General features: G+C 29.9%; 25 protein-coding genes, 11 tRNA genes and 1 other annotated feature. Of the genes, 8 read left to right on the top strand and 28 right to left on the bottom strand.

Annotation, left to right across the window (positions count from 1 at the left end; genetic code table 11):
* Positions 1–19: 19 nt before the first annotated feature.
* The 4 genes from TY07_RS07115 (at position 20) to TY07_RS07100 (ending at position 2987) form a co-directional block, all read left to right on the top strand.
* The gene (locus TY07_RS07115; protein WP_042397308.1) at positions 20–547 is read left to right on the top strand and encodes a hypothetical protein; all 528 of its coding nucleotides are present in this window, start codon (positions 20–22) and stop codon (positions 545–547) included.
* Positions 548–722: 175 nt separating this feature from the next.
* The gene (locus TY07_RS07110) at positions 723–1175 is read left to right on the top strand and encodes a dUTP diphosphatase (protein WP_042397303.1); all 453 of its coding nucleotides are present in this window, start codon (positions 723–725) and stop codon (positions 1173–1175) included.
* 111 nt (positions 1176–1286) lie between these two features.
* A complete protein-coding gene (locus TY07_RS07105; protein ID WP_042397300.1) occupies positions 1287–1718 on the top strand; it encodes a DMT family transporter in 432 nt (143 codons plus the stop codon).
* A gap of 69 nt (positions 1719–1787) precedes the next feature.
* Positions 1788–2987, top strand: a complete 1200-nt coding sequence (locus TY07_RS07100) for a S8 family serine peptidase (RefSeq protein ID WP_042397299.1) — start codon at positions 1788–1790, stop codon at positions 2985–2987.
* Positions 2988–3017: 30 nt separating this feature from the next.
* Here TY07_RS07100 and TY07_RS07095 read toward each other — a convergent pair whose 3' ends face one another.
* Positions 3018–4145, bottom strand: a complete 1128-nt coding sequence (locus TY07_RS07095; RefSeq protein WP_042397296.1) for a peptidoglycan DD-metalloendopeptidase family protein — start codon at positions 4143–4145, stop codon at positions 3018–3020.
* 244 nt (positions 4146–4389) lie between these two features.
* Here TY07_RS07095 and TY07_RS07090 point away from each other — a divergent pair, with 244 nt between their 5' ends.
* Together TY07_RS07090 and TY07_RS07085 are read left to right on the top strand one after the other, a co-directional pair.
* Positions 4390–5388, top strand: coding sequence for a DnaD domain protein (locus tag TY07_RS07090; protein WP_042397293.1), 999 nt, complete (start codon positions 4390–4392; stop codon positions 5386–5388).
* On the top strand, positions 5381–6361 hold the full coding sequence (locus tag TY07_RS07085; protein ID WP_042397291.1) for an ATP-binding protein: 981 nt from the start codon (positions 5381–5383) through the stop codon (positions 6359–6361). The genes TY07_RS07090 and TY07_RS07085 overlap by 8 nt, the downstream gene beginning before the upstream one ends.
* 172 nt (positions 6362–6533) lie before the next feature.
* Here TY07_RS07085 and TY07_RS07080 read toward each other — a convergent pair.
* The 12 genes from TY07_RS07080 to TY07_RS07025 all read right to left on the bottom strand — a co-directional run bounded on the left by TY07_RS07080 (position 6534) and on the right by TY07_RS07025 (position 8213).
* Positions 6534–6608, bottom strand: a tRNA-Thr gene (locus TY07_RS07080).
* A gap of 9 nt (positions 6609–6617) precedes the next feature.
* Positions 6618–6694 (bottom strand) — tRNA-Asp (locus TY07_RS07075).
* A 6-nt stretch (positions 6695–6700) separates the two neighbouring features.
* Positions 6701–6776 (bottom strand) — tRNA-Val (locus TY07_RS07070).
* A 7-nt stretch (positions 6777–6783) separates the two neighbouring features.
* A tRNA-Glu gene (locus tag TY07_RS07065) sits at positions 6784–6858 on the bottom strand.
* Between the two features lie 56 nt (positions 6859–6914).
* Positions 6915–6991, bottom strand: a tRNA-Asp gene (locus TY07_RS07060).
* A gap of 5 nt (positions 6992–6996) precedes the next feature.
* A tRNA-Val gene (locus TY07_RS07055) sits at positions 6997–7072 on the bottom strand.
* Between the two features lie 6 nt (positions 7073–7078).
* Positions 7079–7153, bottom strand: a tRNA-Glu gene (locus tag TY07_RS07050).
* 6 nt (positions 7154–7159) lie between these two features.
* A tRNA-Thr gene (locus TY07_RS07045) sits at positions 7160–7234 on the bottom strand.
* Positions 7235–7266: 32 nt separating this feature from the next.
* Positions 7267–7343 (bottom strand) — tRNA-Asp (locus tag TY07_RS07040).
* A gap of 5 nt (positions 7344–7348) precedes the next feature.
* A tRNA-Val gene (locus TY07_RS07035) sits at positions 7349–7424 on the bottom strand.
* A 7-nt stretch (positions 7425–7431) separates the two neighbouring features.
* Positions 7432–7506 (bottom strand) — tRNA-Glu (locus TY07_RS07030).
* 125 nt (positions 7507–7631) lie between these two features.
* Entirely contained in the window at positions 7632–8213 is a 582-nt protein-coding gene (locus tag TY07_RS07025; protein ID WP_042397288.1) for a hypothetical protein, read from the bottom strand.
* Positions 8214–8481: 268 nt separating this feature from the next.
* Between TY07_RS07025 and TY07_RS07020 the strand changes: the two genes are divergently transcribed.
* Complete coding sequence (locus TY07_RS07020) at positions 8482–9726, top strand: BaiN/RdsA family NAD(P)/FAD-dependent oxidoreductase (RefSeq protein ID WP_042397285.1); 1245 nt, start codon at positions 8482–8484, stop codon at positions 9724–9726.
* Positions 9727–9739: 13 nt separating this feature from the next.
* Here the strand turns inward: TY07_RS07020 and TY07_RS07015 are convergent, their stop codons facing one another.
* From TY07_RS07015 to TY07_RS07000, 4 genes are all read right to left on the bottom strand, one after another.
* Positions 9740–10492, bottom strand: coding sequence for an acyl-[acyl-carrier-protein] thioesterase (locus tag TY07_RS07015; protein WP_042397281.1), 753 nt, complete (start codon positions 10490–10492; stop codon positions 9740–9742).
* A gap of 79 nt (positions 10493–10571) precedes the next feature.
* Positions 10572–10754, bottom strand: a complete 183-nt coding sequence (locus TY07_RS07010; RefSeq protein ID WP_042397278.1) for a DUF1858 domain-containing protein — start codon at positions 10752–10754, stop codon at positions 10572–10574.
* A 79-nt stretch (positions 10755–10833) separates the two neighbouring features.
* Positions 10834–11034, bottom strand: a complete 201-nt coding sequence (locus TY07_RS07005) for a hypothetical protein (RefSeq protein WP_042397276.1) — start codon at positions 11032–11034, stop codon at positions 10834–10836.
* Between the two features lie 113 nt (positions 11035–11147).
* Positions 11148–12434 (bottom strand): adenylosuccinate synthase, encoded by a 1287-nt coding sequence (locus tag TY07_RS07000; protein ID WP_042397273.1) that lies wholly within the window; start codon positions 12432–12434, stop codon positions 11148–11150.
* Between the two features lie 172 nt (positions 12435–12606).
* On the opposite strand from TY07_RS07000, the gene TY07_RS06995 reads away from it, so the two are divergent.
* Positions 12607–13779, top strand: a complete 1173-nt coding sequence (locus TY07_RS06995; protein ID WP_042397270.1) for an NAD(P)-dependent malic enzyme — start codon at positions 12607–12609, stop codon at positions 13777–13779.
* Positions 13780–13941: 162 nt separating this feature from the next.
* Here the strand turns inward: TY07_RS06995 and argS are convergent, their stop codons facing one another.
* The 11 genes from argS to TY07_RS06940 all read right to left on the bottom strand — a co-directional run bounded on the left by argS (position 13942) and on the right by TY07_RS06940 (position 24667).
* Positions 13942–15699 (bottom strand): arginine--tRNA ligase, encoded by a 1758-nt coding sequence (gene argS / locus TY07_RS06990; protein ID WP_042397267.1) that lies wholly within the window; start codon positions 15697–15699, stop codon positions 13942–13944.
* A 52-nt stretch (positions 15700–15751) separates the two neighbouring features.
* Positions 15752–15975: a binding site (T-box leader), on the bottom strand.
* A 102-nt stretch (positions 15976–16077) separates the two neighbouring features.
* Positions 16078–16878, bottom strand: a complete 801-nt coding sequence (gene proC / locus TY07_RS06985; protein WP_042397264.1) for a pyrroline-5-carboxylate reductase — start codon at positions 16876–16878, stop codon at positions 16078–16080.
* 156 nt (positions 16879–17034) lie between these two features.
* The gene (locus tag TY07_RS06980) at positions 17035–18372 is read right to left on the bottom strand and encodes a replicative DNA helicase (protein ID WP_042397260.1); all 1338 of its coding nucleotides are present in this window, start codon (positions 18370–18372) and stop codon (positions 17035–17037) included.
* Between the two features lie 160 nt (positions 18373–18532).
* Positions 18533–20431 (bottom strand): Lon family ATP-dependent protease, encoded by a 1899-nt coding sequence (gene lonC / locus TY07_RS06975; protein ID WP_042397255.1) that lies wholly within the window; start codon positions 20429–20431, stop codon positions 18533–18535.
* A 12-nt stretch (positions 20432–20443) separates the two neighbouring features.
* Positions 20444–20890, bottom strand: a complete 447-nt coding sequence (gene rplI, locus TY07_RS06970; RefSeq protein ID WP_042397251.1) for a 50S ribosomal protein L9 — start codon at positions 20888–20890, stop codon at positions 20444–20446.
* Positions 20891–20914: 24 nt separating this feature from the next.
* Complete coding sequence (locus TY07_RS06965; protein ID WP_042397248.1) at positions 20915–22867, bottom strand: DHH family phosphoesterase; 1953 nt, start codon at positions 22865–22867, stop codon at positions 20915–20917.
* Positions 22868–22888: 21 nt separating this feature from the next.
* A complete protein-coding gene (locus tag TY07_RS06960; RefSeq protein WP_042397463.1) occupies positions 22889–23182 on the bottom strand; it encodes a MazG-like family protein in 294 nt (97 codons plus the stop codon).
* Positions 23183–23362: 180 nt separating this feature from the next.
* Positions 23363–23605, bottom strand: coding sequence for a 30S ribosomal protein S18 (gene rpsR, locus TY07_RS06955; RefSeq protein WP_005209834.1), 243 nt, complete (start codon positions 23603–23605; stop codon positions 23363–23365).
* A 34-nt stretch (positions 23606–23639) separates the two neighbouring features.
* Positions 23640–24071 carry a single-stranded DNA-binding protein gene (locus TY07_RS06950; protein ID WP_042397243.1) on the bottom strand — a complete coding sequence of 144 codons (432 nt, stop codon included), beginning with the start codon at positions 24069–24071 and terminating at the stop codon, positions 23640–23642.
* Positions 24072–24084: 13 nt separating this feature from the next.
* Entirely contained in the window at positions 24085–24372 is a 288-nt protein-coding gene (gene rpsF / locus TY07_RS06945; RefSeq protein ID WP_042397239.1) for a 30S ribosomal protein S6, read from the bottom strand.
* 103 nt (positions 24373–24475) lie between these two features.
* Positions 24476–24667 (bottom strand): DUF951 domain-containing protein, encoded by a 192-nt coding sequence (locus TY07_RS06940; RefSeq protein ID WP_042397236.1) that lies wholly within the window; start codon positions 24665–24667, stop codon positions 24476–24478.
* Between the last annotated feature and the right edge of the window lie 22 nt (positions 24668–24689).

Here is a 24689-nt window from a genome sequence, read left to right as displayed (position 1 = left end):
TAACTTGTGAGGTTATAACATGAAATATTATTTGGTAGCATTATTTGATGATGTATCTTATAAAAACTTAAGTCCGATTCAAAGAAGTTTGTCAAAAAGATTTAGAGCAAATAGGAACTCTCCTATCCCATATATACCCTTAGAGGTTATAGAAAATCCTAATATAGATAAACTAAATACTGTAATGGATAAAATTCTAAAGCCATATAAAAATTTTAAAGTAGAGCTGTCATCAACTGTAACACTTTGCGATTCAAATAAAACTCTCAACTTAAAAATTGAAAACATAGGATATATAAAAAAAATAGATAGATTAATTGCTGATAACTTAAAACTTTATGGTTTTAATATAAAAGGTGGAAATGATGAATTACATCTTTCTTTAGCTAATATAAATTATCTAAATAAGGATAATAAGAAATTTGATTCAGTTGTTGAGTATAAACCTAGCATCTCAACATTAAAGGTTAATAGAATTGAACTTTGGAAAATTTCTAATAATCGTAGAGAAACTTTAATTCAAACATATCCCTTAAAAACAATTTAATATATTTTTTTGTGAATTTAAGGGGCATTTTCTTTAAAATGCTCCTTTTTTTATTGAAACGTATTAAAATCATAATTGAAATTTTATTTTTTTGTATTCGTTTACTGACCTTTTCAAGAATTAATAATTTCTGTAAAATATATTATATTAATCCTAGTAGACAGGGAGGACACTTATGAACATTTTACCAATTGTGGAATTACAAAAAGAAAAAAAACATGGACTTTTAATTAATAAAGATCTCTCACAATACAAATTATGGGCAAGGAAGCATCTTGAACTTCAAGTAAAATTAAGCTCACTTGCAGAAGAAACTAAGTGTTATAAATACTGGATAGATGACGGCTTAAATTTAAATAAAGAAACTGTATTTATCAAATATGCTGATTTTCTTACACATGTGATCAACTTAGGTATAGATAAGCATTATATTGAAAATTATGAAGTATTACTTAGACCTAACGATTATTGCTTAAGCGATCAATTCTTAAATCTATATATAGATATTAATGATCTAATAATCTCACCTTCTACAGATCACTTCTTTACCCTACTAGAAGATTCTCTTAGTCTTGGAGTAACTTTAGGATATTCAGAGGAAGAAATTTTCAACTCTTTTATATATTAATCCTTTAAAGCATTATGATGTATTTTTTATTACATCTAATGCTTTTTTTATTACAATAAATTTTAATATATTATTGTCTATTTAGGAATACTATACCTGGAGGTGATAATTTTGTTTGGATTAATAGGTGCTATAATCTCAGGTATTTCTATGAGTCTTCAGGGTGTTTTTAATACTAGACTAAGTGAAAAGATAGGCACATGGGAAACAAATACATTTGTTCAGGCTACTGGACTTATTTTATCCTTAATAATACTTTTTTTCTTTAAAGATGGCACATTTAAGGAAATCAAATCAACTAATAAACTCTACTTACTTGGCGGAGTCCTAGGAGTTATAATAACATTTACAGTTATGTTAAGTATGAAATCATTAGGTGTAACCGTCGGAACAGCTGTTATTCTAGTAGCTCAAATATCCGCATCTGCCTTAATTGATGCCTTTGGACTATTTGGCACAGAAAAAGTTCCATTTTCATTTCATGAGATACTTGGAATAGCCATAATGATAGCTGGAATTGTATTATTTAAATGGAAGTTTTAAATTTATTATATTAACAAAAAGCTCCTAAATCATATACTATAGTAATGTGAATAATTTTAGGAGTTTTTTATGTTCTCTTCAACTAAAAAACTAGATCCTAATCTTAAATTTCTTTTAGCATCTAGTAGTATAAAAGATTATCGTATTTTAATACAATATAGAAACTTTCCAGATTCAATTTCAAAAAAAATACGCTCATATCATGGCAATGTTATAAGAAGAATTGAATCTTGTAATATAATATGTGCTCAATTAAAAGCAAGCTCAATACAATTATTATTAGAATATCCAGAGGTTAAATATATTTGCTTAGACCAATACTTTACTTTATGTGGTATGAGTATATCAACTGCAAATAAGATAAGATTATCTTCTAAATTAGCTATATATGGACGTGGTGTTAGCGTAGGTGTTATTGATTCCGGTGTATATCCACACCGTGACTTAACTTACCCATTTAATAGAATCAATACTTTTGTTGATTTAATTAATGATTTACCTTATCCATATGATGATAACGGACATGGAACTTGTACTTGTGGAATAATTGCCGGTAATGGATTAGCCTCTAATAAAATATATACAGGAGTTGCTCCTGAAGTTACTATCCATTGCTTTAAGGCATTTGATAAATTGGGTAAAGGATATGTTTCTGATATTTTATTTTCTCTAGAAGAATTAATTACTATGAGTGATAAATATAATATAAAAGTTATTTGTCTTCCTTTTGAAAGCTTATACTATAATAAGTTTATTTTTACACTTTTTGATTCTCTATTGAAAATAGCAAAACTTCAATCAATAGTTTGCATACTTCCTAGTGGAAGTAACAGAAATGCTGATGGATCAATTACAGGCATTGCATTAAGTAATAATTGTATAACAGTTTCTGGAATAGATACAACATCATCAACTATAAGATCCTATGAATATTCATCTTGTGGTGCAATAAAGAAAGATACAAAGCCTAATTTTTGTGCTGCATGTGTGGATGTAGTATCCTTGAATTCAAATACCGCATATATATCTTATAAAAATAATTCTAGAATACATGCTCCTAAATTAGATACTTCATACAAAAGCTTTACTGGTACATCAATATCTGCTGCATATGTAGCTGGCCTTTGCGCCCTTTTATTTGAACGTAATCCTAATTTTACATTTGATGATATTTTATCATTACTCAAAGTAGCTGCAGTGCCATTAGACCTTCCTAAAAATCAACAAGGTGAAGGCAAAATAGATATAACTAAAGTATTACAGCAATAAAAAAAACACCGCTGATTGGTGTTTTTTTTATTACTTTATATATTTACTTGGATCAACAGGTTCATTATTTATTCTAAGTTCAAAATGCAAGTGTGGCCCTGTACTATTACCAGTGCTTCCAATCGCTCCAATTATATCTCCTTGTTTTACCATTTCCCCTACATTAACATATATGTTACTTAAATGAGCATAATACGTCTTCATATTATTACTGTGCTCTAATACAATTAAATTTCCATATCCGCCGTTATTATATCCAGCTTGAATTACCTTTCCTTCTAATGAAGCATTAACATCTGCCCCTAGACTTTTTGCTATATCTATTCCTTTATGAATAGAAGCCTTTCTAACTTCTCCAAATAAGGAACTTATATAACCGCCCTCAGTTGGTCTTGATAAAAATGCTATCCCCGCTTCATAAGGACTTTTAATCCCCTTCTTAACCACAGTATTTACTACAGGAGTAATTATCTCCTGCTTTATAGTAGTTTCCTCTGCTTTATTTAACCCATAGTACGTTATCTCTTTATATAGTAAATTCTTACCCTCTACCCCCTTAATAGTTTCTGATTCCCCAGCTAATAATTCATTAGTTTCTTCTGTAACTATTTCAGGTTCTACAGTTTCTGTTTCTGTTAAACTAACTTTAAACTTAAGCCCTGATAAGTCATTATTTATAACTTCTGCATTATATACTTCTCTAGCAATTTCTCCACTTTCACTTAAATTTGATATCCTATTCTTTTCTGTATTTGAACTAATTACCCCTAAAACCTCTATGTGATTTATATTATTTACATCTAATCCAAGTTCTTTTACATAAGAATTACAAATTTCTTCTAGAACTAAATATTTATCGTCTATTGATGAATAAAAACAAACTGTACTATCTGATAGTTTAATAGTATGACCTTGCAAGTTAATATTTTTTATTGTGCTTGAATTATTTTTAAATACGCTTACCGCACTTAATTTTTCTTCATTATTATTATCATTAAGTTCATCATCAGTATTGACTATATTTTTCTCATATATATCATTGCTTTCTGCATTAATATTTTTACCTGGTAGTATAAACATAAAACTAATAAGTATAACCGCTACTAAAACTAGTATTTTCAACAGTATACTTATGTTATTCTGCTTACTCAAGTCCATTTTTTATTTCCTCCTAATTGCTAATTTTTTTAAGCACATCACTTACTTTTCCCCTCTTTTATAAATTTATACATTTTTCTGTATAAATTGTTATGTTGAGGGTTAACTTCGCCTTTGTTATAATAAATTTAATGCGTACTATGAATAAGCTTTTTTGTTTATAATTATAGTTGATTACGTTAATTAATATATAGACTGATTAAGTTTAAATTCTAATCAATCTTAAGAAAGGTCGATAAAAATTATGAGCACTTTTATGCTAAAAAATAACTCATCAAATTTTACTCCAGTAAGTAATGTGTTTATTGAAAAATACATGCCAAAAGCTCGTGGGGAATTTATTAAAGTTTATCTGCTAATGTTAAAATATAATAACTCTGGTGAAATGGGTGCAAATTCAACAATACTAGCCTCATCATTAAACTTACTAGAATCTGATATATTAAATGCTCTAAACTATTGGCATGACGAAGGTGTGTTAAGACTTATACCAATAGATAAAATGGGGAATTACAATGTTGAATTTATAGATTTAGTTGAAGATTCAAAGTCAAAAAATAAAGAGATTAATTTACTTGAAGCATTAAATAAAACTTCAACAAAAGATATGCTAAATGATATTGAACGCTTATTAGGCAGACCACTGTCCCCTAAAGAAATGACTACTTATCTAAGTTGGCAAGATGAATTTAATTTTTCGTCTGAATTAATTCTCATATTATTAGAATACTGCGTTTCTCGTGGTAAAAGTGACTATAGATATATAGAAAAAGTAGCTATTGCTTGGCACGACATGAATATTACTACTATTGATGATGCACAAAACTATATAAAGAAGACTGAAGATAAATGGGTAAAAATTCGTCATATATTAAACTATTTAGGAATTAAAAATCCTGAATTAATGAAACCACAAGAGGAAATGTTAGAAAAATGGATAATTGATTATGCTTTTCCTTTAGAGGTAATAGAGAAGGCTTGTAATATTTGTTTCCAAAGATTAAATCGTTCTGACTTTAAATATATTGATGGTATTTTATCAAGTTGGAATAAAAATAATTTAAAAACTTTAGCTGATATTGAGAAAAAAGAAGCTAATTATAAATCATCACAAGCTAATAGGAACTTTAACTCCTCTAGGTCTCAAGAAGTTAATCCTCTTAAATTTAATAACTTTGAGGCTCGCGAATATGACTATGATTCATTAGAAAAGAAATTGTTAGGATGGGATAAAGATGATTAAAGGTTACCAAGCAGAACTTATGGATATGTACGAAAAGACTCGTACTGAAGAAAACCGTAAATTAGCAAAAAGGCGTGAAGAAATTAAAAATAAATACCCTGAAATATTAGAATTAGATACGACTATCCAAAAACTTTGTTTAAATTTATCTATGGCTGCATTAAAAGGAATTACTGATCCAAATGATTTAAATAATATTAGAGATGAAATTACTGACTTAAGAGCAAAGAAGTATGAAATGCTTGTATCTCACGGATATAGTCCTGATTATTTAAATTTACATTATAATTGTCCAAAATGTAAAGATACTGGATTCATAGGAATAGAAAAATGCTCTTGTTTTAAAACTAAATTAATTAAACTTTATTATAAAGATTCAGAATTAGAAGAAGCAGTTAAAACTAATAATTTTAGAAACTTTAATATTAATTTATATCCTAATCATAAATTAAATGATGAAAGATATACACCTCGTAAAAATATAGAAGATATATTAGAGTATATAACTGGCGAATACTTGCCAAACTTTAAAAATACTAATACTAATCTTTTGTTCTATGGTAATTCTGGAACCGGTAAAACATTTTTATCTTGGTGTATTGCTAAAGAATTATTAGATAGAGGTTTTCTAGTAGTATATAAAACATCTGATGACCTTTTACGTGCATTGAAGGATATAAAGTTTAATAATGACACGGACTTAGAAAATCTTCTTATTAATTGCGACTTATTAATTATAGATGATTTAGGTTCAGAGCAAATTACTGATTTTTCATCTACAGAATTATTTACATTAATTAATAAAAAAATATTAAAAAATAAAAAAATGCTTATATCTACAAATTTGAGTTTACCTCTAATTTCAAAAAGATATAGCGAAAGAATATCATCTAGAATAATTGGTGAATTTAAGCTATTTAAATTTTTCGCAGAAGATATAAGAATTCAACTTAACTTAAAAAGACAAAAATAAAATCTACTGTTTAATGAATTTTCAAATTTCAACTCTGCTAAATAAATTTACACACTAAAATAATTAAAAGGAATCTATGAAATTTAGATTCCTTTTAATTATTATTTTTTTATGTAATTTTAAAATATCAATTTTATTTTAAAAACAAAAAAACTCCACTTTTGTGGAGTTTTGGAGCTTCATGTCGGAGTCGAACCAACAACCTGCTGATTACAAGTCAGCTGCTCTGCCATTGAGCCAATGAAGCAAATTAAAGTGGCGACTCAGAAGGGGCTCGAACCCTCGACCTCCGGCGTGACAGGCCGGCACTCTAACCAACTGAGCTACTGAGCCGTATGATGGTGGAAACAACAGGGATCGAACCTGTGACCCTCTGCTTGTAAGGCAGATGCTCTCCCAGCTGAGCTATGCTTCCATAATAATGGTGACCCCTAGGGGAATCGAACCCCTGTTACCACCGTGAAAGGGTGGTGTCTTGACCGCTTGACCAAGGGGCCTAGGCTTTTGTACATCATACTGTATTATTCATTTGTTACATCGCACTTTAAAAAATTGGCGACTCAGAAGGGGCTCGAACCCTCGACCTCCGGCGTGACAGGCCGGCACTCTAACCAACTGAGCTACTGAGCCATATTTGGTGGAAACAACAGGGATCGAACCTGTGACCCTCTGCTTGTAAGGCAGATGCTCTCCCAGCTGAGCTATGCTTCCGTAAAATGGTGACCCCTAGGGGAATCGAACCCCTGTTACCACCGTGAAAGGGTGGTGTCTTGACCGCTTGACCAAGGGGCCATAAAATGGAGCTTCATGTCGGAGTCGAACCAACAACCTGCTGATTACAAGTCAGCTGCTCTGCCATTGAGCCAATGAAGCACATTTATATGACTTAAAATATTAAGTTTAATTGGCGACTCAGAAGGGGCTCGAACCCTCGACCTCCGGCGTGACAGGCCGGCACTCTAACCAACTGAGCTACTGAGCCATATTTGGTGGAAACAACAGGGATCGAACCTGTGACCCTCTGCTTGTAAGGCAGATGCTCTCCCAGCTGAGCTATGCTTCCGTAAAAATGGTGACCCCTAGGGGAATCGAACCCCTGTTACCACCGTGAAAGGGTGGTGTCTTGACCGCTTGACCAAGGGGCCTAGGTTTCTTTTGTTTTGCTGCGCTCTCCCGAGTACATTACCTATAATACCTAAAAATATATATAGTGTCAACACTTTTTTTAAAATTTTTTTATATATTTTTTATTATGTATTTCTTTTTTCCTCTAAACCAACATTTTTACTGGGTTTTCAGGCTTTTTAATTTTTTCTATTGCCATACCATATCTCGCTAAAATTTCTTCTTTTTCTTTAATTTCTTTACTTATTTTTTTTATTTCAAAAGAACAAATTTCAAAAAATTCTTCCTTATTTATTTCTTCCACTTTTATGTTAAAGCCACTTTTTTTAAAATTTTGTCCACTTGCCATAATTTTTAAAGGTATAATTTCATTAATTACACATAAAATTTCCTTTTCCCAAATTCCTCTCTTATTAACAATATATTTATCACGTAATAAATTAAGGTCTTTAAACTCAATTTCAAACTCTTTTTCTATAGTATCTAAAATAGCTTTATATAAAGTAACTGAAATTCCTCTATTTAATTTAATTTTTAAAAAATCACTATAGCTAATTAAAAATTCATCTATTTCACTCTCAGTAATAAATTCAACTGAATCTTTATTAAAAACTTTTATTCCTGAATTTCCTGGATAATTAACTACTACTTGGTCATAATTCATTCTTCTCAATTTAAATTCTTTATTATAATCTTCTAAATTAGAATCTATTATCTTAACCTTCATTAATTTCACCTCTATTTTTAGTATTCCTAAAATTTATTGATTTATTATTATTCTACAATTACATAATTATTATTGCAGAACATAATGCGAAACATTAAGATAGTTAATATATAGTTAGTAATTAGTTGTTTTCATTTAGTATTTAATGATGCAACTTCTATGAAGTTTCTAAAAAAATATATTTTTTAAATTCAGCACAGATGAATTTATTTATTAACTAATGACTCCTAACTACTAACTCCAAACTAATCGAAAGGGGTGTTTTAAATTGCATCATGATTTAATAATTGTTGGCGGTGGAGCTTCTGGATTGATTGCTGCTATTACTGCTAAAGATTTTGGAATAGATGTAGCTATAGTTGAAGGTAGTGATAGAATTGGTAAAAAGATTTTAACTACTGGTAATGGTAGATGTAATATATCTAATAATTGTATTAAACCACCATTCATTAATTATCATAGTTCCAATTCAGATTTTCAATTTTGTGCCTTAGAAAAATTATCACTTGAAGATACAAAAAATCTTTTCTTATCTTTAGGACTTCCTATAGTTGCTCTTCCAAGTGGAAAACTTTATCCACAATCATTACAAGCATCTTCTGTTGTGGATATTTTAAAAATGTCACTAGAGGATAGAAATATACCTTTATACACAGGTTGTAAAATAAAAGATATCCACAAGGATAAAAATTTCAAGTTATCCACAACTAATGAAACATATAAATTATTCACAGCTAATAAAGTTATTTTAGCTTGTGGAGGAAAAACTGCTCCAAAGACTGGATCTGATGGTACTGGATATAAACTAGCAAAATCTCTTGGTCATTCAATTACTGAATTAGTACCTGGCATAGTTCAATTAAAACTAGATTATAATCACTTAAAAGCATTATCAGGTATAAAATTTGATGGATATGCAACTCTTCTAGTTAATGATGAACCTATAAAAAAGGATTTTGGTGAAATATTATTTACTGACTATGGAATATCAGGACCACCTATTCTTCAAATTTCTGCTTTAGCTTCTCAAAGTGTATTTAATAAAAATAAAACTGAAGTTTTAGTAGATTTAATGCCTAGTTATACATTAGAAGAATTAGAAGACTTTATAGAATGTCATTTTGCATTGCTTGCTCATAGACCTGTAATAAATGCATTAATTGGTGTAGTTAATAAAAAATTAATTCCTATATTGCTAAAGGAATGTGGAATTACAAATCTTCAAATTCCTTGCTATGAACTATCTTGGCAAGAAAAGAAAAAGTTAATTAGTACATTAAAAGGATGGAAGTTTACTTGTACTGGTACTAACGATTTTAATCAAGCTCAAGTTACTGTTGGTGGAGTTAATACTAAGGATATTAATTGTAATACCTTAGAATCTAACCTTGTTTCAAATCTTTACTTTTGTGGTGAAATTTTAGATGTTCATGGTGATTGTGGTGGATTTAACTTACAATGGGCTTGGAGCTCTGGATATACTGTTGCACAATCAATTGCACAAAAAAACTAAACTGCTAAGCAGTTTAGTTTTTTAATTTTATCCATCTACTTTTTAGTATTGAAAGTTCTGTACCTTCATCATTTTCTATTTTGTGTAGTACTATTAATTCGTCATTATCTTCTCTTAATTCATATGATGCTATTATTTCAGCTCCATATTTACATTCTTTTTCAAAAACTACACTAAGATCTTTTAATTCATAGTTCAATACAATTTCTAAAGGAAGTGATTCAACTGCCCACTCAACATATCTAACGTTATTTACATGCATATTTGAATCTATATCCCCATATCTAACCTTAAAGAAATTTTTACTAGTTACTTCTTGTAATTTTTCTAATTTTTCAATTTTAATATCTGATTTTTCATCTAATTCTACACCATATGCAGTATATTGATCATCAGGTATTCTTACAGCTCTTCTTTTATCTATATTAATTAACAGGAAAATTCCTTCTCCATCTACTATTTTTTCATTATTTTCATCATATATTTCATATTCTCTTGAAGCATAAAACTTTTTAAAACTTTTAGCCTTAGTAACTACTTTAATTTTTTCACCAAACTTAGGATATCTTTTTATATTTATGTCATATCTATAGAAAACCCATGCTAGTCTTCTTTCTGTTAAATAATCAATTCCAACTCCTAAACTCTCCGATTGAAATGTTCCTATGTCACAAAAATAATTAATTATAGATGATATTTTGCACTCTAATTTATAATTTACTTCATAATAATGAACTTCATATTCTTTTTCTGTTTTAATTCCCACTTCACACACCCCTTAATTAATTTCAAAAATAAAAATTTTATTTAAAAAGAACCCATTTAAAATGGGTTCTTTTATATTATTATTTATTTAAAGCCTCTAACAATTCTTCTAGTTTTATTCCATGAACATAAGCTGCTTCTTCAATTGTTTCTGCTTGAGCTGATGGACAACCAACGCATCCCATGCCAAAACTCATTAAAACTTCAGCCTTACTTTCATTTATTTTAATTACTTCACCAATTGTCATATCTTTAGTTATCATAGATATCACCTATCCTCTTTTATAAAATAGCTACTAAAACTATTTTATATGAAATAAATGTAATTTTCAAATATATCTTTTAATATAAACTAGTTAGGCCACTATTGATTTGATTTACAACCGAATTAATATCTATTCCATACTTTGTAGCAACCTCTGATAAAGTAGAAAATTGATTTTCTGTAATAGCATATGTAGGAACTCCATAACTCATTAATATATTTGCAGCAACTGGATTTTCACACATTATATCACTTAAAGTTGTATATTGATCAATCATAATATTCACCTCTTAAAATTTGACTTATTATTATTCTGCTCTTAGATAATGAATATTATTCAAATAAAAAAGAACTATATTAAAAGTTAATATAGTTCTTTAATCTTAACCAATTATAATGGTTTTACTCTCATTGTTTGATCTCTTCTTGGACCAACTGATACTATAGAAATTCTAGTGTCTGTTAATTCTTCTATTCTTTCTAAGTACTTTCTTGCATTTGGATGTAACTCTTCATAGCTTCTAGCTTCTGCTACGCTTTCATCCCATCCATCAAATTCTTCATATATAGGTTCACATTTTGCTAAGTCTTCTAAGCTAGCTGGGAAGTAATCAATAATCTCATCATTAAACTTATATCCTACACACATCATAACCTTTTCTAATCCAGCTAATGTATCTATTTTTGTTACTGCTAATGAAGTTAATCCACTTACTCTAACTGAAGTCTTTAAAATAACTATATCAAGCCAACCACATCTTCTTGATCTACCTGTAGTTACTCCATACTCGTGTCCTTTTTCTCTAATCCATTCACCAGTTTCATTTTCTAATTCTGTTGGGAAAGGTCCTTTACCAACTCTTGTTGTATAAGCCTTAGCTATACCTACAGCATTAGTAATCATGTTTGGTCCTATACCAACACCATTAGCTACTCCCCCTGCAGTAGTATTTGATGATGTTACATATGGATATGTACCATAGTCAATGTCTAATAGCATTCCTTGTGCACCTTCAAATAAAACTGTTTTATCATCCTTAATTTCATTATAAACTCTTACTGATGTATCCTTTACAAACGGCTTTAATTTTTCACCATACTTAGAATACTCTTCGTATATTTCGTCAAAGCTTAATGCCTCTCCCCCAAGAACATTAACTATATATTTATTCTTCATTTCTATGTTTTCTTTAAGCTTTTCTTTAAAGACTTCTTTATCTATAAGATCACAAACTCTTATCCCACATCTTTCAAATTTGTCTGTATAGCAAGGTCCAATCCCTTTACCAGTAGTTCCGATATCATTTTTTCCTCTTGCTTTTTCTTTTAACTTATCTAGAACCTTATGATATGGCATAATGATGTGTGCTCTATCACTTACTATTAACTTTTCTGGAGTTACTTTAACTCCCTCTTCTTTTAAATAATCAATTTCTGAAAAGAAAGCTATAGGATCTACAACTACACCATTTCCTATTACATTAAGCTTTTCATCGTGTAATATACCTGATGGTATTAAGTGAAGTTTATATTGCTTATCTCCAACCTCGACTGTATGACCTGCATTGTTACCACCTTGATATCTAACAACTACATTTGCCTCTTCAGCTAGGTAGTCTGTCATTTTTCCTTTACCTTCATCTCCCCATTGAGCTCCTAAAACAATAAATGCTGACATTTATACATTGCCTCCTTTTAAGACTTACTAATAGATTATATTGCATTATAATCCCATATATCATGGTATCAAAGTAATTGCAAAATTTCAATATTATTACGAATATTTTTTTGCTTTATAAAACTATAATTCGTATAATGGTATTATAAGTATATTTAAAAGGAGTTTTGTTATGAATATTTATGAAGAATCATTAAAGTTTCACAAAGATTTAAAAGGCAAGTTGGAAATATCTTCAAGAGTAAAAATAGAAAACGAAAAAGATTTATCTCTTGCTTATACTCCAGGTGTTGCTGAACCTTGTAGAGAAATACATAAGGATCCATCAACAGCATACCTATACACTAGAAAATGGAATACAGTTGCTGTTATTTCTGATGGTACTGCAGTTTTAGGACTGGGTGATATTGGACCATTAGCTTCATTACCTGTTATGGAGGGTAAATCTATATTATTTAAAGAATTTGCTGGAGTTGATGCTTTTCCTATAGTTCTAGATACTAAAGAAGTAGATGAAATTGTTGAAACAGTAGTTAGAATTGCTCCTACTTTAGGTGGAATAAATTTAGAAGATATATCTGCACCTAGATGTTTTGAAATTGAAAAGAAGCTAAAAGAAAAATTAAATATACCTGTTTTCCATGATGATCAACACGGAACAGCCATTATTGTTTTATCAGGACTAATAAATGCATTAAAAATAGTTAATAAAAATATAGAAGATTTAAAAATAGTTGTTAATGGAGCTGGTTCTGCTGGTACTGCCATAACTAAACTTTTACTATCTTACGGAGCAAAGAATATAATTGTATGTGATAGAGATGGTGCTTTAAATAGAGATACTACTTATACTAATAGCTATTTTACTGAGCTTTCTAATATAACAAATCCAAATAATGAATCTGGAATATTAAAAGATGTTATTAAAAATGCTGATGTATTCATAGGTGTTTCTGCTCCTAATATAGTATCAAAAGAAATGGTCGCTTCAATGAATACTGATGCTATTTTATTTGCTATGGCTAATCCTACACCAGAAATCTTCCCTGAAGATGCTAAAGAAGCTGGTGCTAAAGTAATAGGTACAGGACGTTCTGACTTCCCTAACCAAATTAATAATGTATTAGCTTTCCCTGGAATATTCAGAGGTGCTTTAGATGTTAGAGCTACTGAAATTAATGAAGAAATGAAAATTGCTGCTGCTCATGCAATTGCTAATTCTGTTTCTGATGAAGAACTTAATCCAAATTATATTATTCCTAAAGCCTTTAATTTAGAAGTTCAAAAAAGAGTTGCTGAAGCAGTTAAAGATGCTGCTATAAAAAGTGGAGTTGCAACTATATAAATCATGATAATAACGAAAAAACAAATGTTATCCTTACGTGAATTAATGAAATCTCACCTTGAATACAACATTTGTTTTTTCTATTTATACTTATTCACTTATACAGTAAAACTATTTTTTATCACTTATGATAATACAACTAATTTCATGTTAGTATGCTAACTACATTCTTTCTACGCTTTCCATACCTAATAGGTCTAAACCTTGTTCTAATACGTTTTTAACTAGGTTTATTAAGCTTAACCAAGATGCTTTTTTAGCTTCATCTTCTTCAGATAATATTCTTGTATCATTATAGAACTTGTTGAAGTTGTTAGATAGTTCATATATGAATTCACATATCTTATGAGGCGCTCTATCTCTAAAGCTTAATTCTATAACTTCATTAAATTTAGCTAATTGAAGCATTAAAGCTCTTTCTGATTCGCTTTGAGGTACTAAAATGCTATTTTCTGCATTAAAGCCTTCTGCTTTATTTAATATAGATTTAATTCTTACTATTGTATATAAAATATATGGTCCAGTATTACCTTCAAATGAAGCAAATCTATCTATATCAAATACATAGTCCTTAGATGCTTGATTTGATAAATCTCCATATTTTAATGCAGCTAATCCTACTTTTGAAGATATTTCTTCAACGTCTTCTTCTGCTATATTTTTATTATCCTTAAGTTTTTCTTTACCAGCTTCTTTAATCATGCTTATTAAATCAGCAAGTCTCATTACTCCACCTTCACGAGTCTTAAATGGCTTACCATCTTTTCCGTTCATTGTACCAAAACCTATGAAATCTAAAACAGTATCTTCATGTGCTATTCCTGATTTTTTAGCAGCTCTAAAGAATTGTTCATAATGAAGTCCTTGTCTTTTATCTGCTAAGTATATTATTTCATCAGCCTTCATATCTCTAACTCTTTCTACAACTGTAGCTAAGTCAGTAGTGCCGTATAGAGATGCTCCATCAGATTTTAATAATAATAGTGGTGGAACTGGACTCTTATCTGTTTCTTCACTTACGTCAAATACTAAAGCCCCTTCACTTTCTTGTGCAAATCCTTTTTGCTTTAAATCTTCTATCATTTCTGGAATTAATTTTTGTGCATCACTTTCACCATTCCATAATTCAAAGCTTACATCTAATGCTCCATAGTTCTTCTTTAAGTCAGCAACTGAAACATTTAATATATGCTTCCATAAAGCCACATATCCTCTTCTACCTTGTTGAAGCTCAACAGTAGCTTGCTTTGCAGCTTCCATTACTTTTTCATCACTCTTAGCTAGCTTACTTGCATATGGATATATATCTTCAAGTTCATCTATTGTAAATGGTGCTTCTTCAGGATATTCTCCAGTAAAACTTTCATCAAAGTATGGTAAAGAAGGATTTCTTCTTTCAACTTCTGATATTACCATTCCCATTTGAAGTCCCCAATCTCCTAAATGAACGTCACCAATAACATCATGGCCTAAGAACTTTGCAATTCTTTTTATACTTTCACCTATTATTGCTGATCTTAAATGTCCTATGTGTAATGGCTTAGCAACATTAGCTCCACCGTAATCAACAACTATCTTTTTTACTTCTGTAGCTTTTGAAACACCATAGTTTTCATCTTTCTTCATTTCATTAACATAATCTATTAAGAATTCATCATTAATATTCATGTTAATAAACCCTGGAGCTACAGCTTCTAATTTTGAAAACATCTTATTATCATTTAACTTTTCAACAACCTCTTGTGCTATTATCATTGGTGCTTTTTTATGCTTTTTAGCATTTGCTAAAGCTCCATTACATTGATATTGGCATAGGTCAGGTCTATTAGATACATTTACCCTACCTGTTTCTCTTTCATATCCAAGCTCTTCAAAAGCATTTTTTACTACATCATTTATTTTTTCAATAAATATTTTCATAACTTTACCTCCTTATTGTCTTAAACATATAAAAAATCCGTCTCTTTTCATACAAAGAGACGGAATATTTCCGCGGTACCACTCAATTTAACTAAAAAATTTAGTTCACTCAAAACTTTAACGCAGTTAACGGCTTACCCTCATATAGTATTAACTTATACTCAAGCAGCTTCTCCAAGTTCCTCTTCCCTATTCTATATTTTATAGGGCTTACACTCTACCCCTACTCGCTGTAAAATACATCTGAATAAGTACTCTTCTTTTCATAGAATTTTATATTCTTAATTATTTCATTATAATAAAAATTTATTCATTATTTAATATTATATATGTTTAATTAATACATTGCCACAATAAATTTTTTAAATAATAAATTCATTACATGTTTTTAGATTTATCTGCACATTTTTCAACTGCACTTATTACAGTATTTCTAAATCCGTTTTTTTCAAGATCTATTACAGCTTCAATAGTAGTTCCACCAGGTGAACAAACCTCATCTTTAAGTACTCCTGGATGCTTACCTGTTTCTAAAGCTAATTTTGCTGAACCTAATATTGCTTGTTCTGCTAATTTATAAGCCTTTGCTCTTGGTAAGCCAAGTTTAACTCCAGCATCAGCCATTGCTTCAATAAACATAAAAACATAAGCTGGTGAAGAACCACATAATGCAATAAAAGCATGAAAATCCTTTTCCTCAAGCACTTCATACTTACCAAATAAATTGTATAAACTACCTACATAATTTAATTCATTTTCTGTTATATTTCCATTTGGACAAATAGCAGACATCCCTTCACCAACTGAAGCTGGTGTATTTGGCATTGTTCTAACTAATTTAATTTCTTTGCCAAACCATTCTTCAATTTGATTTACTGTAACTCCTGCAGCAATTGAAATAATAATTGCCTCATCCTTAACTAGATCCTTTATCTCTTCAATAACCTCTTTGAAGAAATAAGGCTTAACAGCTAGAAATAGCACATCTGCTTCCTTAGCAACTTCACTATTAACAGTAGTTGATTTTACACCATACTCGTCATTAATCTTTTCTGCAGATGCTTTGCTTTTTGTAGAAACTATAATATTATCATTGCTAATATTATCAGCCTTAACTAGAGCCCCTAACATAGCTTTACCCATGTTTCCACAACCTATAAATCCAATTTTTCTATTCATACAACACCAACCTTTATTTTAGTTAATAGTTAATAATTAATGAATAAATTCAGCTTAGGCTGAATTAAAAAATATATTATCTAGAAACTCCTTAGGAGTTTCATCCCTAACTATTAACTCAAAACTATTAACTATTAACTATTTTAAGACTATTAACTATTCTTTGTGTACTAGTTCTAAATCAGCAAACTTAGAGTGAGCACCAATCCATGCCATCTTAACAGTTCCAACTGGGCCGTTTCTTTGCTTAGCTATAATACATTCACCAATACCTTTTTCTTCTGTTTCTTTATTATAGTATTCATCTCTATATAAGAACATAACAACGTCGGCGTCCTGCTCAATTGATCCAGATTCTCTTAAGTCAGATAGCATTGGTCTATGGTCAGCTCTTTGCTCTGGAGCACGAGATAACTGAGATAATGCTATTACTGGACATTCCATTTCCTTTGCTAGTGCTTTAATAGATCTTGAAATTTCAGATACTTCTTGTTGTCTATTATCACTGCCAGCACTACCAGACATAAGCTGCAAGTAGTCAATAAGAATCATATCAATTCCATGTTCCATCTTTATCTTTCTACATTTAGATCTCATATCCATGACACTTATACCAGCAGTATCATCAATATAAATTCTTGCATTAGCTAAAGGTCCAGTTGCCCTTGCTATCCTTTCCCAATCATCATCCTCTAAGTTACCTGTTCTAAGCTTTAACATATCAACATTAGCCTGAGAACATAATAACTTATATGCTAATTGCTCCTTAGACATTTCCAGTGAGAATATTACTACACTTTTTCCTTCTTTTAACGCTGCATTTTCTGCAATATTTAAAGAGAAAGTAGTTTTTCCCATAGAAGGTCTAGCTGCAATTAGAACCATATCACCTTTTTGGAATCCTGATGTTTTTGCATCTAAATCCTTTATTCCTGATCCAACTCCTGTTATTGCTCCTCTATTATTGAATAATCTTTCTATTTCTAAAAATCCTCTTTCAAGTACATTCGAAAGTGATTCATATTCTTTAGAGTCCTTCTTTTCCGCTATATCAAAAACTTTTTTTTGAGCTAGATCAATTACCTTTTCTACATCTCCACCACTATTGTAACTCTCTTCAATAATGGATGTTGAAGCCTTTATTAGCTTTCTTAATGTAGATTTTTCTTCTACTATCTTTATATACGAACTTAAGTTGGCTGTTGTTGGTACAGATGCACTTAATTCAGATATGTATGTAACTCCCCCTGCTTTATCAAGCATATCAGTAGTTTTTAAATATTCTAATATAGTAACTAAGTCTACAGCCATATCCTTAGCATACATCTCTTTAATAGCTTTATATATAGCCTTATGACCGTCCCTATAGAAATCATCTTCATTAAGCTTTTCTAAAACTTGAGCAATGGCACTTTTATCTATTATCATTGCCCCTATAACAGATTGTTCTGCCTCAATACTTTGCGGTAAACTTCTCATCATAGGTGATTCCATAAGTAACCTACCTCCAAATTTGTAATTAGATAAATTTAATTACTTTTTATTTCTTATAAGCTTATTATACAAAAAGTTAATTTCCCTATCAATTTGAATAATAAGTATATTTCTTCACATAATAAAATTAAGCTTCCCACTACAGGAAGCTTAATCTACATTACTTCTCAAATACTATCTCCATAAGTTCCTCTATATGATTTATAGATTTAACTTCTATATCTTCAAGTCCTAGAGGAACTTCCTTTTCATTATCCTTAGGGATAGCAACAAGTTTAATTCCTTTTCTTCTAGCACCATATATTTTTTCAAATATACCGCCAACAGGTTTTACATTTCCTCTTAAAGAAATTTCCCCAGTGATAGCAATGTCTTGACGTATAGGTCTATCTGTAAGAGCACTTATTATACAAACTGTAATAGCAGCTCCAGCTGAAGGTCCGTCAATCTTTCCTCCACCAATTACATTTACATGAATATCATAATCATTAATATCCATATTAGTTATCTTTCTTATTACTGATGCCGCATTAAATACAGAATCTTTAGCCATAGAACCTGCTGTATCATTAAATTTGATAGTTCCATGCCCTTTTTTCTTAGCTGGGAATACAGTTGATTCTATTTCTATCGTAGAACCTAAGAATCCGCTTACGCCTAATCCATATACATGCCCAACTTCACCTTTATCTAGATTATCTATTCTTTCAAACGGAGAGTATCTTCCAATTGAAATAACTTCTTCAACATCTTTTAATGTTATTTTATTTTTTGATTCTTCTCCATTTTCATTAAATAAAGAATATCCATATGCATCAGCTAATATATTTACAGCCTTTCTACCTTCAATAGTATATTGACTAATTAGTCTACCAACACCATCTTCAAGCTCTACATTTAGCTTTTCAGATGCATTGTTCACTATTCCTTCAATATCCTTAGATGATAAAGGTTCAAAATAAACCTCTGTACATCTTGATCTTAAAGCTGGATTTATTTGACTTGGATCCTTTGTAGTTGCACCAATTAATACAAAGTCAGCAGGTGCTCCCTTATCAAATAAATATTTTATATATGCCGGGATATTTTCATCATCTGGATCATAGTAAGAAGATGAAAACTCAACTCTCTTATCTTCTAAAACTTTTAATAATTTATTTTGAAGTATCTCATCTAATTCACCAATTTCATCAATGAATAATACTCCTCCATGTGCCTCAGTAACTAATCCAGTCTTTGGCTCTGGAACACCTACTTCAGCTAAATCTCTTTTACTTCCTTGATAAATAGGATCATGTACAGATCCTAATAAAGGATTTGTTATTTCTCTTGGATCCCATCTTAATGTAGTTCCATCAACTTCAACAAATTTTGAATCTTCATCAAATGGAGTAAACTTTAATTTTTTAGCAGCTTCTAATGCAAGTCTTGCTGCAGAAGTCTTACCAACCCCTGGTGGCCCATAAAGAATTATGTGCTGAGGATATGGTGAAGACATTTTTGAAATTAATGATCTTACAGCTCTCTCTTGCCCTACTACTTCTTCAAAATTTTCAGGTCTTAAAAGTGACATAACATTTTTATTAATATGCTTTGCGTCTAACTTTTCTAATCTCTCTAACTTAGCTGTAGTTTTAGTGTTTTCTTTTCCCTTTTGCTTCTTTATTATCGAAACCCTAAGTTCATCCATAAACTTATCTTGTCTTTCGACTAAAGCTTTTTCAACATCAGCTTCTATTTTATTTTGTACATATTTCTTAGCTATATTTTCTGATATCCAATAAACAACATCTTCTAAAGACTTTTCTAAATCTTCATCAGAAGGTACAACTTTAGCTCCATTTCCATCAGATGCTATAACATCTAATGCATATACTCTTTCATTTATATTTGTTGAATTAACATACTTTTGTAATTTAAATCTTATAGTTCTAGCTCTAATTGCACCTTCATCTAAAACATTTTTAAGCACATCAAATAGTACATTAACCTTTACTTCTATTGGCAAGTTTTCTTCTAAAATCTCTTCTAACCTTGCTCCTTTGTTATATAAATCCAATGTTAATCCTCCTTATTGTTTCGGAACAATATTAACCTTCATTTTTGTAGATACTTCTGGATATAGTTTAACTTCAACTTCGTATGTTCCAGCAACTTTTATAGTATTTACAACAATCTTCTTTTTATCTATTGATAAATTGAATTGGCTATTAATTACTTCAGCCACATCTTTGTTAGTTATTGCTCCAAATAATCTTCCATTATCGCCTGCTTTAGCATTTATAGTTACTTCCTTACCCTTTAATTCAGCAGCTAATTTTTGTGCTGCTTCTAATTCAGCAAGTTTTTTCTTTCTTTCATTTTCTTTTTTAGCATTTACAACATGTAATGCATTAGCAGTTGCTTCTTCTGCTAATTTCCTTGGAAATAAATAATTTCTTGCATATCCATCTGATGCTTCTATAACATCACCTTTCTTACCCATTTTTTTAACATCTTGTAGTAAAATTACTTTCATATTATACACCTATCCTTTAATGTTTTATTCCTTAAGCTCTAAATGCTTATTAATTGCCTCTTTTAACACATTAATTGCTTCATCTATTGTACCATCTACCTTAGCTCCAGCCATATTCATATGGCCTCCTCCTCCAAGCTCTTCTAATATAACTTGAACATTAACCTCACCAGTAGATCTACCACTAATATTAACTGAATCATTTATTTTACATAAAACAAAACACACATCTATTCCTGATATTCCTAATAGCTCATCTGCAGCCCTTGCTACTATAACAGTATTATTTACATTCTCAGGGCAAACTGCAATAGCTAAATTTTCATGCACTTCTGCACTTTTTATAGTATCAGATATAAGTAAGTAGTCTTCTAAACTATCAGTAAACATTTTTTTAACTTCAATAGTATCTGCACCTAAAGATCTTAAAAAGGCAGCTGCATCGAATGTTCTAACCCCTGATTTAAATTGGAATCCTTTTGTATCCATAAAAATTCCACCTAAAAGGCCTTCTGCTACTATTTTAGGTATTCTTGGCTTTTGTAGCATATATTGAATTAATTCTGTTACCATCTCTGAAGTAGACGATGCATATACTTCTATATAATTTAATAATGCTCCTTCTATTATGTCAGGGCTTCTTCTATGATGATCTATAATTATCTTTCTATTAATCTTTTCAGTAATACCAAAATTATTCACGTATCCTTTATTATGCACATCTACTATAATTAATAACGTTTTTTCATTAATATTTTTTTCTGCTTCATCACTAGATATGAATAAATTATCATATTTGTCACCTTTTTTAAGCTTTGTCATATAATAATCAATTGCAGTTGTATCATTATCAATTATAATATTACAATTTTTCCCTAATTGTCTTATAGCTGACCATAATCCAACAGATGCACCTAATGAATCCATATCAGGATTTTTATGACCCATAATAAATATATTACTGCTTTCAAATATTAGTTCTCTTACAGCTTGTGCAATTACTCTTGCTCTTACTCTAGTTCTTTTTTCTAATTCACGAGTATTTCCGCCAAAGAAACTTATTTTTTCATTATTTTTAATAACTACTTGATCTCCACCTCTACCTAATGCTAATTCCCTAGCTGTCATGGCGTTATTATAGTTTTCTTGTGGGTTATCTCCACCCCTACCTATTCCAATACTTAAAGTAACTTCTAACTTATTACCTCTATCTATGCTAGAAATCTTATCTAAAATATTAAACTTACAATTAATTTCATCATTTATATATTTATCTTGCACTGATAAACAATACTTATTATATTCGTACTTAACAATCATAGCTTTTAATTTTTTGCTATAAGAATTTATTTCTTTTTCAACTTCAGCAGCAAGCATAGGTCTATTTGTCTCATCTGTTCTCTCTAGAGCTTCTGATAGATTATCTACCTCAATTAACATTATACTTTCTCTTGTTGAATATAAGTCTCTCAAATTACTTACTTCATTAAAATAAACTAAATATTTTGATTCATTATACTTAATATTTTCATCACCTATATTGTTAGCGTATATACTATAAAAAGAATCCTTTATCTTTATTCTTTGGCTTAAATCCTTATCACACTTTAATAACTTATGTAAATCAAGATTTCTACCTATACTAAGTATATTTTGCTCCTGTAAATCTAACAAATTTAATTCTTCTTTTAATCTTTTATTAGCCCAAAGTATATTTCCCTCATTATCAATTAAAGCTATTGGATACGACATATTAGAAATATTATCATTTATATTAGCCTTAATTTTATCAGTTAAACTATTAAACTTATTATTGTTTAGTTCTCTATCAATATTTAAATACTCTTTAAAGGCTACATATATAGCTAATATAATAGTAGCTATATAAAAATATCCAAAATAATAAAGTATTATTGCAAAAATAATAACTATAATTGCTATTAATAAAGATCTATACATTTTGAGCTTTTGTTTCATAAAAGCCTCCTAAATTTTATATTAATAACGTCCTTTAATATGATTTTGAAGTTTTGTTAAACTTTTACCTTCTTTCTCATATTCATGTTCTTCCGCTATACCTAATTTTAATTTTTTTCTTAATTCATCATCTACTTCATTACAACTATATCCTAATTTTTGAGCTAAAACATATAAAATTAAAATAGCTCCTGCTATACAATTTAAGATAGAATCTTTTGCAACATTTGTTCCTCTTGTTAATAGTAAAAAGAATTCTCCTATAATACATAATAAGTTAGCTTTAAGCTCTTCTATTATTTTTATATTTGCCATAATATTCAATTCTTCTTTTTTCTTCACTAAATTCTCACCCCTATTCAATACCTTGTATTTATATTTTAATTATTTTTCTATATTATTGCAACTAAATAGGGGTGTTTATTACAAATTATGTAATTTTTTTCTTATATAAAAATAAAAGCCCCTGACAACCAGGGGCTAATAAACTAATTACTATTCAGTTGTGAATGGTAATAAAGCTATGTTTCTTGATCTCTTTATAGCATCAGTTAATTGTCTTTGATGCTTAGCGCAAGTACCAGAGATTCTTCTTGGAAGAATCTTACCTCTTTCTGTAACAAATTTTCTTAATTTGTTGATATCTTTGTAATCTATTGATTCAGCTTTATCTACACAGAAAGCGCATACTTTTCTCTTAGATCTTCTCATCTTTCCAGATCTTTTCATTTCTCTCATGATGTTCCCTCCTTATAAAATAATTAGACTTTTTTTAAAATGGCATATCGCCATCATCTACTGGAGTCATATCTCCAAATCCCATATCAGGACTTTCAGCTGGAGCACCCCATGTTGAATTATCAGAATTTCTTGAGTATGAATTGTTGCCACCTTCACCAGCAGAACCTATGAACTCGAAACTTTCTACAGCTACATCAGTAGTGTATCTTTTAGTTCCATCTTGAGCATCATAACTACCTGTTCTTATGCTTCCAGTAACAGCTATTTGTCTACCCTTTGTAAGATATTGTGTAATTGTTTCTCCAGTTTTGCCAAATGCTACACAATTTATAAAATCTGTTTCATCTTTTTTAAATTGTCTATTTATAGCAACAGTAAATCTACAAACTGCAGTACCGCTACCAGCCGCATATCTTAATTCTGGATCTTTTGTAAGTCTACCAATAAGTATAACTTTATTCATTCCAATACACCTCTTACGCTTCGTTTTTAACGATTATGTGTCTTATAACACCATCAGTAATTCTGAAAACTCTGTCTAATTCTTTTGGTAATTCAGGATTAGCTTCGAAGTTAATTAAAGTATAGTAACCTTCGTTAACTTTGTTTATTTCGTAAGCAAGTTTTCTCTTACCCCAGAAATCAACATTTTCAACTTTTCCTCCACCGTTTTCTATAACACCTTGGAATTTTTCAATGTTAGCCTTAACAGCTTCTTCATCAAATGATGGGTGTAATATAAATATAGTTTCGTACTTTCTCATCATTTTCACCTCCTTTGGACTTAACGGCTACATTCTTTATGTAGCAGGGATTTACAATTTTAAATTTTAACACTTTATTTTATACTTTTCAAGTGTTTTTATTTCAATTATTAGTTTTAACAACCTTTTTTGCATCTTTTTGGAATTTAAGGCGCGGAATCATAACTATTCTTCCACATCCTACACACTTAATTTTAATATCTGCTCCTAATCTTATTACCTCAAACTCTTTACTTCCGCAAGGATGTTGCTTTTTCATTTCAACAATATCGCCTAAATCAAATGTTTCTATCATTTTTTATACCCCCAGTTTTATT

The sequence above is a fragment of the Clostridium saudiense genome (assembly GCF_000577815.1).
In the GTDB taxonomy this organism is placed as follows: Bacteria; Bacillota; Clostridia; order Clostridiales; family Clostridiaceae; genus Clostridium; species Clostridium saudiense.
Note: the sequence above shows the minus strand (reverse complement) of the source record. Positions and strands in the feature narration are given on the sequence as shown.